Genomic DNA, 15070 nt, shown 5'->3' with positions numbered 1-15070 from the left:
GCCGCTCCGACACGGTGTCTACGACCACTCGTAGAACTTCCCCTACACAGTAAGTCGCGCCGTTCGTACACGCCCCACTCGGCCCCGGTCCATCACGGTCGCGTACCCGTGCTCGGTTGATGCGGGCCCAGGCGTGATGGGCGGAACGCGGACGCGACGTTGGGTGTGACGGCGGTGCGGCGTGGTGAAGCTCACCGGCCATCGATCGGGCYCGAACGGMCCCGCCACGCGCCTTCCGCTCTCCCTGCCGGCCGGCGACCCCGCGACGCGCCGATGCCGACGTCGACGCACCGGACCGCGACGGCGACGGCGACGGCGACGGCGACGGCGACGGCCCGATCACAGATCATCGCTCTGCGTATATGTATGGTCACCCTTTGTGTTGTCACTCTGCGTAGCAGCGTCTGGGGTGCGAAGCGTGCTGAAGTGGAAGCCGGTCCTGGTTGGCACTCTTTCGGGCCGGACACGGCGGGTCACGTATGCGGCGGCGGCGTTCGCGGTGGTCCTCAACCTTCTGTTCATGGCGATGAGTTCCGCGGGGGCCTGGGCCGCCGACACCACGCAGTTCCCGAAAGACCCATCGCGCCGTTATGGCGTCGCGATACCGTTCGAGGGTTACACCGACCTCCATGGCGGGCTGCTGCCGATTTCCGGCGCGGTGGGCGTGGATTTGGTGCTTGGCTCCCCCACGAACAAGTACCTGCCCTGCCAGAATCTGGCAGAAACATACATCAATGCCTGTGAAGAGCGTGGAAGCTATACCACCTACACCCGGTTCCAAGCCGGCCAGGGGCTACTTTTCCCGTTCGGGTACTTCATGGGAAACATTCAGCGGGACATCGTCACCGGCCGCTACGTGCGGACGGACTGGGGTCGGCGCACCGCAACCCTGTCGGTGGAGTTCTACCCCGACATCAACCGCGACCGGGAGTACGTTCACCCGCGCTTCGAAGTCGAACGTTTCAACCCCAACACCGACGGCTGGGCCTACTCCGCGCCCATCGGGCGAATCGCCGTCCCCACCCTCGCGGACCCGGGGACGACCCGTGTCAGCGGAAGCATCACCGATGGGGGTACGGCAATCCCCAAGGACCGAGTCAGGATCCTCGTTTTCGGCGGTCGCGCCAGCTCCTCCACCGGCTTCCCGATCTCGTCGTTCGCGGTGTGGGACAGCGCGGGCGAGACGTCCTGGACTTCTGGAGCGATGTACGAGGGCCCGCAGGTGATCACAGTGACCGACAAGGCGACCGGCCATACCTGCGACGTGGTGTATCACAACATGACCGGCCGGGACAACACCTTGGATTTCGACATCTCTCGCCCCGGTTTCGGGGGTACCGGGCACAAGTGCAACTTCGGCACCGGCACCCTCTCGAACCGCTAAGCGGCCTACCGAAGGACTGACGGCGGGTGCAGACCCGCCGTTGCCACACCGGTGCCGACGCGCCGGGCCCGCGTGCGTGGTGTCCACCGATCGGTGGACACCACGGCCCAACTCCCGGTGGTTCCGCGAGAGGCATTCCGGCGGAGATCGTGGCGGTATGCCAGCGATAGAGATTTCGGGATTGCGCAAGACGTATGACGGGCGGGCCGTCGTCCATGATCTCGATCTGACCATCGAGGCCGGAGAGTGCTTCGCGCTGCTGGGGCCCAACGGGGCGGGCAAGACGACCACCGTCGAGATCCTCGAAGGGTTCCGCTCCAGGGACGGCGGCGGCGTCACCGTGCTCGGCCGCGATCCCGCCAGCGCGAACCGGGGCTGGCGCTCACGGATCGGCGTCGTCGCGCAGACCACCGGCGCGGCGCTCGACCTCAGCGTCGCCGAGGCCGTCCGCCATTTCGCCGCGTACCACGCGTCGCCGCGGCCCGCCGACGAGCTGATCGAGGCCGTCGGTCTCAGTGACAAGGCGAACACCCGGATCGTCAACCTGTCCGGCGGTCAGCGCCGCCGGCTCGACGTCGCGCTCGGCGTGCAGGGCCGTCCGGAGCTGCTCTTCCTGGACGAGCCGACGACCGGCCTCGACCCCCAGGGCCGCCGGCAGCTGTGGGAGCTGGTCACGAAGCTGCGCGCCGACGGGACGACGATCCTGCTCACCACCCACTACCTGGACGAGGCGGCGCGGCTGTCCGACCGGGTCGGGGTGATCGCGCACGGGCGGCTGCTCGAGGTCGCGCCGACGGCCGAGTTCGGCGGCGAGCTACGCGACGGCGCGACCGTCCGCTGGCGCACCGGCGATCTGGTCCACGAGGTCACCACCCGGACCCCGACGGCGGTCGTCCGCCAGCTGCTGGCCGAGACGCCCGGCGGCGATGAGATCGAGGACCTGGAGATCCGCCGCCCCACCCTCGAGGACATCTACCTCGAGCTGCTGAGCGCCGCCGACGGCGAGACCCCGCGACCGGCCGAACCCGCCCAGCCAGCCGAGCCCGACCCGACCTCCGAACCCGACCTGCCGCACCAGCCGCGCGTCACCACCAGGAGTGGGTCATGACCACCACCACTACCACCGCCACCGAACCCGTCCTCGCCCGCGGCCCGGTCGCGGCACCCCCGAGCGCGGCGCGGATCGCCCGGGCGCGGGCCGCGCTCGAGCTTCGGCTCTACCTGCGCGCTCGCCAGGCGCTGGTCTTCTCCTTCTTCTACCCGATCATCATGCTGGTGATCTTCGGGTCGATCGACATGGGCGGCGACGTCGCGGGCGGCGTCACCTACGTCCAGTACTTCACCGCCGGCATCGCCGCGACCGGCATCATCCTCAACACGTTCCAGCAGCTGGGCATCCGGATCGCAGGCGAGCGAGACGCCGGCGAGCTGGCCCGGCTGCAGGCGCTCGGCACGCCGGCGATCTCCTACCTGGCCGGCAAGGCGGCCCAGGTGCTGGTGACGACCGTCTCCCAGCTGGCCCTGCTGGTCGTGGTGGCACGCTTCGCCTTCGACGTCCCGTTCCCCGTGGACGCCGCCCACTGGCTGACGTTCGGCTGGGTGACGCTGCTGGGCACGCTGGCCGGGACGGCGCTCGGCTTCGCCGTGTCGCTGCTGCCGAAATCAGCGAAGAACGCGGACACGATCATCGTGCCGATCGCGCTCGTGCTGCAGTTCTTCTCCGGAGTCTTCTTCGTCTACAGCGACCTGCCCGGCTGGATGCAGACGATCGCGAGCATCTTCCCGCTGAAGTGGCTGACACAGGGGATGCGCTCGGTGTTCCTGCCCGACGCCGCCGCGAGCGCAGAGGTGGCCGGTGGCTGGGAGCACGGCCGGACGGCTCTCATCCTCGCCGCCTGGGTCGTCGTCGGCATCATCGTCTGCGCCCGTCGCTTCCGCTGGCGCCGCGTCTCCTAAGGGCCAAGGGTGCGCGAAAATGCTCTTCTTCGCGCACCCGGCGGCCTCTGTCCCCAGAGTCGTTAGACCATCTGTCGTGGCGCAATGGGTCCTGTCGTGGCGCAGTGGGTCGAGGCGGAGGTTCACAGGTGAACTCGGGCGCGGCACTGGTGACGAGGTGTTGGCGCGGCGTCGGCTCGTTCCTGCTGCCCAGCCAGGCCGACCCGTCGACGCACGAGGGCCCGCCCATGGGCGCGCGCGTCTGGCGCCGGGTGCTGGTGGGCCTGCACGGGTCCTTCGTCATCCTCGCGGCGCTCGCCGTGCTCACGATCCTGACCAACGACCTGTCCGAGCCCTGGTGCCGCCCGGCGGCGCTGGCCGCGATCGGCGCGATCGTGCTCGCCTACGCGGTGGCCGGCCGGGTGGGCCTGACCGCGGCCAGGGTGTCACCCCGCGGCCGCGCGCTCATCGTCGTCTACCTGGTCGTGCTCGTCGCCGGGATCGGCGTGCTGGCCAGGACCGATCCGGACACGCTGTTCATCTTCTTCATCGTCTACGCCCAGGTGTGGTCCCTGGTCGACCGGCCACTCCCGGGCACCTTCTGGTCGCTCGCGCTGGTCACCGCCAGCATCGTCGGGATGGCGCTGCGCCCGGCGCGGGACCGGCCGGATCTCGTCAGCCTGATCGCCAACCAGGCGATCGGGGTCGCGTTCGCTCTGCTGATGGGCATCTGGGTCCACAGCCTGTTCGACCGCAGCCGCGAGCAGGCGCGTCTGATCGAGAAGCTGGAGAGCGCGCGGGCGGAGGTCGCGGCGCTGKAGCGCGAGCGCGGCGCGCAGGCCGAGCGGGACCGGATGGCCCGTGACGTCCACGACACGCTCGCGCAGGGTTACACGAGCATCCTCATGCTGGCCCGCACCGCCATCGCCCAGCTCGGCGCCGACCCGGCGGCCGCGCGCGAACGCCTCGAGCTGGTCGAGGAGGTCGCGAGCGAGAACCTGGCGCAGGCACGCGCCCTGGTGGCGGCCCAGTCGCCGGTCGAGTTGGACGGCACCAGCCTTCGCGACGCGCTCACCCAGCTCGCCGGCCGCTTCACCCGGGAGACCGGCATCGAGGTCGACATCCGGTTCACCCCCGAGCCGACCGGCAACGACGGCGACGGCGACGGCGACGGCGACGGCGACGGCGGCACAATCGCCACCGGCGGCCCGTCGGGCCTGCTCCCGGCCGAGGAGCTGATGCTGCTGCGCGCCGCCCAGGAAGCCCTCACGAACGCCCGTCGGCACGCCTCGCCGTCCGGGGTGACCGTCGCCCTGGACACGGCCCGGCCTGGCGAGGCGACGTTGCGGGTCGTGGACGACGGGGTCGGCTTCGCGGTGGGTACCGAGACCGGCAGCGGGCTGGTCGGCATGCGCCGCCGGGTGGAGGAGGCCGGTGGCGAGCTGCTGGTCACGTCGGCGCCGGGCGCCGGCACGCAGGTGGTAGCCCGGGTCATACGCCAGCGGTGACGCCACAGGCACCTGCACCACCGGCACAGGCACAGGCACAGGCACAGGCACCCGGATGGAAGCGGAGATCGTGATGACGGGCGAGGAGCAGGCGACGATCGGGGTCCTCGTCGCCGACGACCACCCGGTGGTGCGGTCGGGACTGGTCGGGATGCTCGCCAGCCAGCCCGGCCTGCGGATCGTCGGCACCGCCGCCGACGGCGAGCAGGCCGTCGCCCAGACCGGGGAGCTGCTGCCCGACGTAGTGCTCATGGATCTACGGATGCCGCGCCTGGACGGCGTGGCGGCCATCGAGCGGATCAGCGCGAGCCATCCGCGCGTCGCGGTGCTCGTGCTGACCACCTACGACGGCGACGCGGACATCGTCCGCGCCGTCGCGGCCGGCGCCGCCGGCTACCTGCTCAAGGACGCCCCGCTCGACACGCTCGCCGAGGCGATCCGCGCGGCGGCGCGCGGCGAGACCGTGCTCGCCCCGCCCGTCGCCGCCCGGCTGGCCTCCCGCCTGCGCGCGCCGGAGCCGGTCACCCTGACGCGCCGCGAGACCGAGGTGCTCGCGGCGGTCGCCCGCGGCGGCACCAACGCCGAGATCGCCMGCGAGCTGTTCATCGGCGAGGCCACCGTCAAGACCCACCTGCTGYGGATCTTCGCCAAGCTCCAGGTCGACGACCGCACCCGCGCCGTCACCATCGCCCTCGAACGCGGCCTCCTCCCACCCATCACGCCGAGCTGACCGGCCGGGCCCCGAGCTCGGCGGTGGACGCGCCGGGTCGCGGGTCCCAGGTGGAAAGCAGACCGAGCTTCTCCGCCGTGGGCGACCCGGCGAGCGCCGTGTACAGGATGAGGTTCTGGCCCGGGTCCTGCGGGAGCACTAGTGACTGGTAGCGCAGATCCATATCGCCGACGAGATCATGGTGGACGGTCTTCGCCCCGTGGGTGTGCTGGAAGAGCGCGTGGTCGGCCCACCACCGCGCGAAATCGCCGGAACGTACGGTGAGCTCACCGACGAGATCGTTCAGCGCCGGGTCGTCGACCCGCTGTCCCGCCGCCCGGCGAAGAATCGCCACCATCTGCGCGGCCACGGTCTCCCAGCGCGGGTACACGGCGCGCGCCCGGGGGTCCAGAAATGTCCAGCGAGCCATGTTCCGTTCCCGCACGGGCATGGCCGCGAAGTCGTCGAAGAGGATCGCGCCCATCCGGTTGATCGCCAGCACCTCCAGCAGTGGGCCGTGCAGGATCGCCGGTACGGGATCGAGTGCGTCGACCATGGCGCGGACCGCGGCGGACGCTTTGGGCCGTGCCTGCCCGGCCACACCGCCCGCGGCGCGGCCAGCGCCATCGACACCGCCGACGCCGCGGGCGCCGAAATCCGCACCGCCCGGGTGAGCGGTCTCGGGCATCGAGCGCCGCGGGCGGGCGAGCAGGCGCAGGTGGTCGCGTTCCAGGCCGTCGAGTCGCAGCGCCGCCGAGAGGGCGTCGAGTACCTGGTCGGAGACGTTGCGGGCACGGCCCTGCTCCAGCCGGGTGTAGTAGTCGACGCTGACCCCGGCGAGGATCGCGACCTCCTCGCGGCGCAGCCCCGGCACCCGGCGGCCGTCGTGCCGCCAGGGAAGCCCGACGTCCGCGGGGCTGAGCCGAGCGCGTCGCGAACGTAGGAAGTCCCGCAGCTCAGCCGATCGGTCCATCGCCTCCAGAGCCATCCCGCGAGTATCCGCGCGGCCGTGGCCACGGCGGAAGACGGAACCTGGTACGGCCAGAACCAGGTTCAGCGGACCCCGCCCGAGCAGGGCCGGTCAGCGTGGGGCGGACGGTTGTCCCGCCGGTGTTGACTTCGAACGACCCGGACCACCGCCTCGGCTCACCGAGAGCCGCCGTTCCCAGGAGCCCGCAATGCCGATGCCCCCGCATCCGCCGAAGAACACCTCGAGCCCTTTCGCCTCGGTCACCGGACACCACGTCGGTGTCCGCGTCCCGGACTACGAGGCCGCAAAGCGCTGGTACACCGAGAAGCTCGACTTCAGGGTCCTACGGGAATGGCCATACGGAGAACTGCTGCTGGCCTATCTGAGCCCGGCCGCGGATGACGACTTCCATCTCGAGCTGCTCGGCGGGCCGGTGCCGAATCCGAACCCCGTCCTCGACGACCTGGCGGTCAGTCTGGAATACGGCGGATACCAGCATCTGTGCCTTCATGTCGACAACGTCGACCGGGCCCGGGCGGAGCTCGCCGCCCGAGGGGTCGACCTGATCGGGGAACCGTTCGAGATCGAGGCCATCAGCCGGCGGCTCGCCTTCCTGCGCGACCCCTGGGGCAACATGATCGAACTCTCCGAGACACTGCCCGGCGCCGGCAGCTGACCGGACCCGTCGCCGGTCGCCGCCTGGCCGTCCCGCGTGCCGCTCCGGGCGGCCGCTCCAGGTGGCCGGCCCGACCGTCCCGGTGGCAGCGCACGGCCGGCCCCTAGGATCACGCATCGTGTCCGGGGAAGGGGGCGGGTTGACTACTGACATCAGGACGCCGCGACCGGTCCGCGACCTGCGGTTCGTCGTGGTCGGCTCGTACCACGCCGACTGCCTGATCGGCACCCCGCGTCTCCCGGACTGGGGCGACGACCTGCGCCCCGAGTCGGTCCGGACGGTCCCGGGCGGCAAGGGCCTAAACCAGGCCGTCGCCCTCGCCCGTACTGGCGCCCGTGTCTCGGCCGTCGGGGTGCTCGGCGTAGACCCGGTCGGATCGTCGCTGCTCGCGACGCTCGCCGCCGAGGGCATCGACGTGACCACGATCGCCCAGCACCCGACCGTGCCGACCCCCATCTGTCTCGTGTTCACCGCCCCCGACGGCCGGAACGCCTTCGTCTGGCGCGTCCCGGACGAGTACGCCGTCACGTCCGAGGTCATCGCCCGGGCGGAGCAGGCCATTCGCGGCGCCGACGCCGTCCTGCTCACCTTCGAGACTCCCGAGGCGATCTCCCCCGTCGCCGGGATCGCCCGGGCCGTGGGCGCCCTGGTCATCGTCAACCCCGCGCCGCGACCCGCCGATCGCCAGCAGTTCGACGCCGTGCGGTGGGATCTCGTCGACGTCCTCATCCCGAACGAGCTTGAGGCGCGCGCCCTCCTGCCCGACGGCCACCCGGCCCGCGACGGTCCCGCCGAGAACCTGGCCGAAGCCGTCGGCCGGATGCTCGCCGTCCCACTGGTCTGCGTCACCCTCGCCGAACGCGGCTGCGCGGTCTACGACGGCGCGACGACCCGCGCTTACCCGGCGCATCCCACGGAGGTCATCGACACGACCGGCGCCAGCGACGCCTTCACCGCGGTCTTCTCCGCCCACCACGTCGCAAGGGCGACCCAGGCCGACACCGTCTACCGGGCACAGTCGGCCGCCGCCCTGACCATCACCCGCCCCGGCGCCTACGACGCCCTGCCCGCCCGGGCCGACCTCTCCTGACCGCTGGGTCAGGGACGGCCCGCGAGGACCTCGATGACCTTTTCGGCGACCCCGGTGGCGCTGGCCGGGTTCTGCCCGGTGACCAGTCGGCCGTCGACGACGACCTGCGCCGCGAAGTTGGGGGCGCCGAGGTGCTTGGCGCCGAGGTCCTCCAGCCTGCTCTGCAGCAGGAACGGAACGGTGTCGGCGAGGCCGACCGCGTGCTCCTCGTCGTTGGTGAACGCGGCGAGGCTCTTTCCCTCGACGAGGGGGCGGCCGTTGGAAAGGGTGATGTTGACCAGTCCGGCCGGGCCGTGGCAGACCGCGGCGATGACGCCCTCGTTGTCCTCGTAGATGCGACGGGCGAGCTCCGCCAGGTCGGTGTCGCCGGGGAAGTCCCACATGGTGCCGTGGCCGCCCGCGTAGAGGATCGCGTCGTACGCCGCCGGGTCGAGCTGGTCGGGGGTCGGGGTCGCGCGCAGCTTGGCGGCGATGTCGGGGTCCGTGAGGAACCTCCGCTGGGTCGGGTCGTCGGGCTTCACGCCGTCTCGGGGCGGCTCGCCGCCGGCGGTGCTGACGAGGTCGACCTCGTAGCCGTGCGCCCGGAACACCTGCCACGGGTCCGCGGCCTCGGAGACGTAGAAACCGGTACCGCGCCCGGTCGCACCCAGGTCGCTGTGGCTGGTGAGGGCGATCAGGATTCGCTTGTTCGGAGCCATCGTCGGCAGCCTCTCCGTGTCGTCCTGAAGATCTGGGTCGTGCTGAAGATCTGTCGGGGCCGACGGTAGGTGCGGGAGCAGGTGCCGTCTAATGTGCGCCAAGGCCCGGGCCATAAGATTTTTTATGGCTGGCGGCATCGGCGACAAGCTGCATGGTGATCCGGGCGGCTTCGGGGGCGCTCGCCGGGTTCTGGCCGGTGACGACCCTCGAGTCGACCACCACCCGAGGGGCGTAGCTACGGCCGGACTCGTAGTGCGCCCCCAGCGCGGTCAGCGCATCGGGAAGCAGCAGCGGGACGACGCCGATCATGCTGGCCTTGCGCTCCTCGTCGTGGCTGAAGCCGGTGACCCGCAGACCTCGCACAAGCGGGGTTCCGTCGTCGCGCCGAGCAGGGAGCAACCCCGCCGGCCCGTGGCAGACGGCGTTCACGACGCCACCCGCGGTCCAGACCGCCGCGACCAGCGCACCGAGGGCCGGGTTGTCCGGCATGTCCCACATGGCGGCGTATCCGCCGGCGAGGAAGACCGCCGCGTAGTCCGCCGGATCGACCTCGCTCACCGCCGGAGTGCCGTCCAGCGCGTCGCGGACGTCCTGGGAGCCGAGAAAGAGGCGTTGCACCGGGTCGCTGTGGTCGACTCCGTCGGCCTGTGGGCGGCCGCCGAGGATGCTCGCGATGTCGACCTGGTAGCCGGCGGCGCTCGCCTCCCACCAGGGATACGCGGCCTCTGGCAGCCAGAAACCCGTGGCCCGGCCGGTGTTCCCCAGCCGGGTCCAGCTGCTGACGACGATCAGGACCCGTGGTGGTCCGGAGCTGCGGATCATGCTCATCCCCTCGATCATGCTCCCTCCCGCCGAGTCTCGCAGGCCGAGGCGGGTCGGTCCGCCGGCGCGCGCCGCGGGTGGCCGCCGTGAGCGTTCACCGGCCGGTACCGCGCGGCGCAGCGGCAACACACCGCCGCATGCCTTCCGAACGCGCCGTATTGCGCTGACAATCCGAAGAAAACAACGAAGTGTCCGGAACCACCTTGTCCGCGGCCCGAGGGAGCGCACAGTGGCCCGTGATCGGAAGTGGTGATAATTGACCGGTGCCGGGTGAACAACGACCTGGCCCGGCGGCTTTTCGCCCGGAAGCACGGCCGCGCCGAAATCCGCCCGCGCCCGGGAGATACCGGTGACCGCGCAACGAAGAGGAACGGCACGAGCCTGAAACACACTCCGACCGCTGGGGGAAGACGTGCAGCAGAGGCCCGACCTTGACCTTCTCCGCACCTTTCTCGCCGTCTACCGGTCCGGCGGGCTCACCCGCGCCGCGCGGGAGCTCGGGCTCAGCCAGCCCGCGGTGACCGGTCAGGTCAAGGCCCTGGAAACCGCCATCGGCCGTCCGCTGTTCGACCGCACCAGCCGGGGCGTGCTGCCCACCGGAGACGCGGAACGGCTGGCGACCGAGATCGCCAACCACGTCGACGCGCTGGAGCAGGTGATCGTCGCGCGCATCACGGGCGACGGTGGGCCGCTGAGCCGGGTGGTGCATCTCGGCGGGCCGCCGGAGCTGACCTCGGCGCGGGTACTGCCCTCCCTGGCCGACCTGGTCCGCCAGGGCCTGCGCATCCAGGTGACGCTCGGGACGGCGGAGAACCTGCTGGAAGGCCTGACCGAGGGCCACCAGGACATCGTCATCAGCAGCGTGTACAGCCGCGACCGGCGGCTGCAGGTGACCGCCCTGTGCGACGAGGACCTCGTCCTGGTCGGCACCGACGACTGGGCCCGCCTGCTCACCCCGGAGCGGTTCTCCCAGTGGGGGGCCGTCGCGCTGCAGGACGTCGCCGTGGTCACCGGCTCCAGCGGCGACTCACTGCTGCACCAGTACTGTTCGCTCGCCTTCGGGGTGCTGCCCCGGCTGCGGGTGGTCGTGACCGTCGACGACCTGCGCGGGGTGATCTCCACGCTGCTGGCGGGGGCCGGGGTGGGAGTCGTGCCGCGCTACCTGATCGCCGACCATCTCGCCGACGGATCCCTGCGGGAGCTGCACACCCCGGAGATCCCGCCCATCAACACCCTGTTCCTCGCGGTCCGCGCCGGATCGTTGACCCAGCCTCACCTGGCTGAGGTGCACACCCGGCTGCTGCTGCAGGCCCGGCTGTGGTGACGGCCCGGCCGTACTGACGGGCGGGCCGCACTGACGGGCAGGCCGTACTGACACGTCGGCGATGCCGATGGGCCAGCGATGCCAACGGGCCGGGCCCACGGCGGCGAAGGCTTCGCCGTGTCGTGTCGGCTATCCGTCACCGCTGTCGGCTACTAATCATCGCCATCGCCGCGATGATGACGCGGCGCCAATTCGTTATTGGCCGGGACGCGATTCCCGTGGCAGCATGCTGCCCGAGGCGATCACCTCCCGACACCTCCACGAATTGCGGGCCGATAGTAAATCGGAGTAGTGCGTGATGTCTTCTTCGGTGACAATAGTCCGGCAGCCCTCCGCCGAGACGATCGATCGTATCGCCATACGGACGTCCGAAAAGGACGTACGCGAGCTGGAACGGTTGCTGCGCCGGGGCAGCCGGGCCCAACAGGAAAACCCGGAACACCACGAGCACCTCAACGAACATATCGACAAACCATGGGGCTGCGAGTACCGGGTCTTCGCCGACGACTTCCATGACGTCTGGGAGCTGCGTATCGAGCCCGGGCACGCGACCTCCGTGCATGCCCATCCCCGCAAGGTGACCTATCTGCTGTGCCTGGGGGGAACCGGCGAGATCTCGACACTGGACGGGGCGTTCGAGGTCGGCCCGGGAACGGCGGTGCGCATCGGCGCGGGGGCCTTCCACGGCACCACCAACACCGGCTCCGCCCAGCTGGCCCTGGTGGAGGTGGAGCTGCCGCGCAACAAGTTCGACCTGGTCCGCCTGACGGACAGCTACGACCGCGCGACGACCGCCTACGAGCCCACGGCCAGCCATCTCGACGGCAGCCCGCTGCGCCGCGCCCCGCACATCCCGCACGCGGTCATCCGCCGGGCGTCCCCGGACCGCCGGTTCAGCTACGAGATCAGAACCGGGATGGACCTGTACTACCGCCGGCTGCCGACCGAGCTCTTCCACGTTCCCATCGGCATGAGCGGTGTGGTGCACGGCAGCGTCGACGTGCTGGGCGGCGCGTCCCGCGACGAGGTCGCCACCGACAGGAGCTACCTGTCGATCAGCGGCGCCCAGTAGCGCCGGCCCCGCCCCGCCTGCCTTCGCCAGACAGCCAGGCCATTGCCGGGCAGCCAGGCCATTGCCATGTCATTGCCATGCCGCCGCGCCTTCGTCAGTACGCCCTGGCGCGCGTCGGACCTCTGGTCGTCTCTCCGAAAGGACCCACCATGAGCAGCGCCGTCATCCTCACCGGTCCCGGCTTCCAGGACCACGACGTGGTCTACACCTACTACCGACTGCTGGAGGAGGGCTGGACGGTGGACGTCGCCACCCGCGATGGCGAGCCCGTCACCGGCAAGTACGGCGTTCCCCTGCCGATGGACAAGACCGCCAGCCCCAACATCAGCTTCGACGACCTCGACGTCGCCGCCTACGACGCGGTGATCTGCACKGGTGGCCACGAGGCACCGGACCGGGTCCGCCAGGACCGTCGCGTGCGCTCGTTCGTCGCCGGCATGGCCGAGTCCGGCCGCGTCGTCGCCGGGCTGTGCCACGGACCGTGGATCATGGTGAGCGCCGGCGTGCTGCGCGGCCGCAACGCCTGCGCCTACATCGGTCTGCGGGACGACGTCGTCAATGCCGGCGCCCATGTCATCGACAGCGACGTGGTGGTCGACGGCAACATCATCACCTGCTCCTACTACGCCTACGTCGGCCGGTTCATGCGGGCGGTCTTCGAGACCACCGCGGCCCTCGCCGCCCAGGCCGTCACCGCCGACGCCGGTACCGCCGCCGCGCCGGTACTGGCCGCGGGCTGACGACGGCGCCGAGCCCGTTCACGCGGATCCAACACGGAGCTTGCGACGATGCTCTTCCTTGATTTCGACGGCGTCATCTGTGACGCCTTCACCGAATGCGCGGTGGTCGCCTGGCACGGCCACCACCGGGCCCCGGACGGGCCGCCGCCGGAGCTGGACGCCACGATCCTGCCTGCCCGGTTCGTGGACGACTTCCGGCKGATCAGGCCGTATGCCCGCACCCTCGGCGGGTTCCTCGTCGCCCACCACCCCGACGTCGACGCCGTCGACTCTCAGGATGGCTACGAGATGCTGCTCGCKACGTTCAGCGCCGATGACGTCGCGGGCTTCGAGCGGCGGGCGGGCGCGGTGCGCACGAGGCTGCGGCTGACCGCGCCGCGGCGGTGGCTGGAAGCGCACCGGGTGTACCCACAGGTCGGGGCGGCGATCGCCCRCCACGACGGGCGGGTGGTGGTCGTGACCGCCAAGGACGCCGTGTCGGCGGGGAGGATCCTGGCCCACCACGGCCTGCGCGAACACGTCGCGGACATCATCGGCGACTGCGTGGACAAGCCCGCGGCGATCAACGCGGCGCGGGCGCGGGCGGGGCATCCCGCCCGGGTGCTGTTCGTCGACGACAACCTCGGCAACGTCGTCGCCGCGGTCCGCGCGGGGGTGCCGAGCCTGTGGGCCCGGTGGGGATACCACACCGCCGAGCAGCTGCGGCTGGCCGACCGGGACGGGGTCACACCGATCGAGCTCGCCGAGCTCGCCGAGCTCACGGTGTAGGGGGCTGAGGCTCATGCGCGGCCGCGACGAAGTCCGCGTACGAGTTCTGGCCAGTCCGGCCAGTCCGGCCAGTCCGGCGAACCGTGAGCAGGTCACCGCGCTGGACGCGACGACCGTCCTGCTGGCGATCTGCGCGCTGCTGATCCCGGCTGCGCTGTACGCCGGGGTACCGCTGGCCGGACCTACCGGGCTCCGGTTCGGCGTCGACGACGCGGCGGCGGGCTGGACCAGCGGCGCCTTCGCGCTGGCCTACGCGGCGGGCTTCCTCGCCGCGGGGCTGGTCGCGGCGCGGTGGGGCCCGCGGCGGACGCTGGCCGGCGCGACCGGGATATTGGCCGTCGTGACCGCGGCGGCGCCGCTGACCGGTGACTTTGGCGTGTTCCTCGCCGTGCGCGCCGGGCAGGGGCTGGCCGCGGCGATGTTCGCGCCGGTCGCGCTGGTCCTCACCGCCGAGCGCACCGCGCCGGCCCGGCGCGGGCCGGCCCTGGCCCTGCTGACCACCGGCCTGCTCGGTGCCGGCATCGTCGGCCAGCTCCTTGGCACCGGCGTTCTCGCCTGGGCCGGCTGGGCGGCGGTGTTCTGGGTCAGCGCGGGGATCTACGGCCTGCTGGCCGCGGCACTCTGGCTCGTCCTGGCGCCTGATCCGCCGTCGGGCGGTGGATCGGGTGAAGGCCTGGCGCGGTCGGTCGGGGCACTGGTGGGCGACCGCCGGATCTGGCCGGTGTTCGGTGCCGCGTTCGGGGTCTTCGGGACCTTCGTGGCGATGTACCGCGCGGTCGATGGACGCCTGATCCACGGCCATCAGGCGGGAACGGGCCTGCTGCTGGYGTTCGAGGCGGTGGGCTGTGTGGGGCTGCTGGCGGCTCCACTGGTGGCCCGCACCAGGGTGGGGCGTTCTCCACGGCTACAGAGCGCGGCCGGTTTCCTGACCGCGGCCGCCGGGCTGGGCGTACTGCAGCTCGGGGCGCTGCCGGCGATGGTCCTCGGCAGCGTCGTCTACGTCGCGGGCACGAGCCTGGTCGTCCCCGGCCTGGTGGGCCTACTGACGCTCAGCGCCGGCGAACGGCGCACGGCCGCGGTCGGGGTGAACACCTCGGTGCTCTTCGTGGGTGCGGCGGCGGTTCCGGCACTCGTCACGGGCCTGCCCTACCACTCCTGCCTGCTCGTCCTTACCGCCCTGCCGCTGGTCGGCGCGGCGCTCGTCGGCACCGTGCGCCCGGCGGGCGGGATTCCAGGCCCGACGAAACTCACGCGGAAGCGCCAGGCGCTGACGGACCCAAAGCCGGCGGGGCGGTAGGACCATCGGGCTCGAGGCAGACCGGCGGGTGAGCAGCGTGGCGACCGGGCCCGTCGCGTGCGGCCGGCATGCAGGC

At 71.5% G+C, this 15070-nt stretch carries 15 protein-coding genes; 12 read left to right on the top strand and 3 right to left on the bottom strand.

Annotated features, from left to right (window positions below):
- Positions 1 to 418 precede the first annotated feature (418 nt).
- From BCD49_RS01930 to BCD49_RS01910, 5 genes are all read left to right on the top strand, one after another.
- Complete coding sequence (locus BCD49_RS01930) at positions 419 to 1384, top strand: hypothetical protein (RefSeq protein WP_232793891.1); 966 nt, start codon at positions 419 to 421, stop codon at positions 1382 to 1384.
- A 157-nt stretch (positions 1385 to 1541) separates the two neighbouring features.
- Entirely contained in the window at positions 1542 to 2492 is a 951-nt protein-coding gene (locus BCD49_RS01925; RefSeq protein ID WP_007516804.1) for an ABC transporter ATP-binding protein, read from the top strand.
- Entirely contained in the window at positions 2489 to 3340 is an 852-nt protein-coding gene (locus BCD49_RS01920; RefSeq protein ID WP_007516805.1) for an ABC transporter permease, read from the top strand. Before BCD49_RS01925 ends, BCD49_RS01920 begins: the two co-directional genes overlap by 4 nt.
- Positions 3341 to 3468: 128 nt before the next feature.
- Positions 3469 to 4827 carry a sensor histidine kinase gene (locus tag BCD49_RS01915; protein ID WP_083401191.1) on the top strand — a complete coding sequence of 453 codons (1359 nt, stop codon included), beginning with the start codon at positions 3469 to 3471 and terminating at the stop codon, positions 4825 to 4827.
- Positions 4828 to 4900: 73 nt separating this feature from the next.
- Positions 4901 to 5557, top strand: coding sequence for a response regulator (locus BCD49_RS01910; protein ID WP_071041089.1), 657 nt, complete (start codon positions 4901 to 4903; stop codon positions 5555 to 5557).
- On the opposite strand, the gene BCD49_RS01905 is transcribed toward BCD49_RS01910, so the two are convergent.
- The gene (locus tag BCD49_RS01905; RefSeq protein ID WP_027140172.1) at positions 5544 to 6509 is read right to left on the bottom strand and encodes a helix-turn-helix transcriptional regulator; all 966 of its coding nucleotides are present in this window, start codon (positions 6507 to 6509) and stop codon (positions 5544 to 5546) included. The two genes, BCD49_RS01910 and BCD49_RS01905, sit on opposite strands and share 14 nt — an antisense overlap.
- A gap of 205 nt (positions 6510 to 6714) precedes the next feature.
- On the opposite strand from BCD49_RS01905, the gene BCD49_RS01900 reads away from it, so the two are divergent.
- Together BCD49_RS01900 and BCD49_RS01895 are read left to right on the top strand one after the other, a co-directional pair.
- On the top strand, positions 6715 to 7182 hold the full coding sequence (locus BCD49_RS01900) for a VOC family protein (RefSeq protein WP_007516812.1): 468 nt from the start codon (positions 6715 to 6717) through the stop codon (positions 7180 to 7182).
- 139 nt (positions 7183 to 7321) lie between these two features.
- Complete coding sequence (locus BCD49_RS01895; protein WP_027140173.1) at positions 7322 to 8272, top strand: PfkB family carbohydrate kinase; 951 nt, start codon at positions 7322 to 7324, stop codon at positions 8270 to 8272.
- A gap of 8 nt (positions 8273 to 8280) precedes the next feature.
- On the opposite strand, the gene BCD49_RS01890 is transcribed toward BCD49_RS01895, so the two are convergent.
- Positions 8281 to 8970 carry a type 1 glutamine amidotransferase domain-containing protein gene (locus BCD49_RS01890; RefSeq protein WP_007516816.1) on the bottom strand — a complete coding sequence of 230 codons (690 nt, stop codon included), beginning with the start codon at positions 8968 to 8970 and terminating at the stop codon, positions 8281 to 8283.
- A gap of 88 nt (positions 8971 to 9058) precedes the next feature.
- Positions 9059 to 9811, bottom strand: a complete 753-nt coding sequence (locus BCD49_RS01885; RefSeq protein WP_007516817.1) for a type 1 glutamine amidotransferase domain-containing protein — start codon at positions 9809 to 9811, stop codon at positions 9059 to 9061.
- A 394-nt stretch (positions 9812 to 10205) separates the two neighbouring features.
- On the opposite strand from BCD49_RS01885, the gene BCD49_RS01880 reads away from it, so the two are divergent.
- The 5 genes from BCD49_RS01880 (at position 10206) to BCD49_RS01860 (ending at position 14994) form a co-directional block, all read left to right on the top strand.
- Entirely contained in the window at positions 10206 to 11117 is a 912-nt protein-coding gene (locus BCD49_RS01880; protein ID WP_007516818.1) for a LysR family transcriptional regulator, read from the top strand.
- 310 nt (positions 11118 to 11427) lie between these two features.
- The gene (locus BCD49_RS01875) at positions 11428 to 12189 is read left to right on the top strand and encodes a cupin domain-containing protein (protein WP_051466109.1); all 762 of its coding nucleotides are present in this window, start codon (positions 11428 to 11430) and stop codon (positions 12187 to 12189) included.
- A gap of 149 nt (positions 12190 to 12338) precedes the next feature.
- Positions 12339 to 12929, top strand: a complete 591-nt coding sequence (locus BCD49_RS01870) for a DJ-1/PfpI family protein (RefSeq protein ID WP_007516820.1) — start codon at positions 12339 to 12341, stop codon at positions 12927 to 12929.
- Between the two features lie 48 nt (positions 12930 to 12977).
- Complete coding sequence (locus BCD49_RS01865) at positions 12978 to 13697, top strand: HAD family hydrolase (RefSeq protein ID WP_083401189.1); 720 nt, start codon at positions 12978 to 12980, stop codon at positions 13695 to 13697.
- A 13-nt stretch (positions 13698 to 13710) separates the two neighbouring features.
- The gene (locus tag BCD49_RS01860) at positions 13711 to 14994 is read left to right on the top strand and encodes an MFS transporter (protein WP_071041041.1); all 1284 of its coding nucleotides are present in this window, start codon (positions 13711 to 13713) and stop codon (positions 14992 to 14994) included.
- Positions 14995 to 15070 lie beyond the last annotated feature (76 nt).

Source organism: Pseudofrankia sp. EUN1h (assembly GCF_001854645.1).
GTDB classification, from domain to species: Bacteria; Actinomycetota; Actinomycetes; order Frankiales; family Frankiaceae; genus Pseudofrankia; species Pseudofrankia saprophytica.
This window is presented reverse-complemented; position numbering and strand designations above follow the sequence as displayed.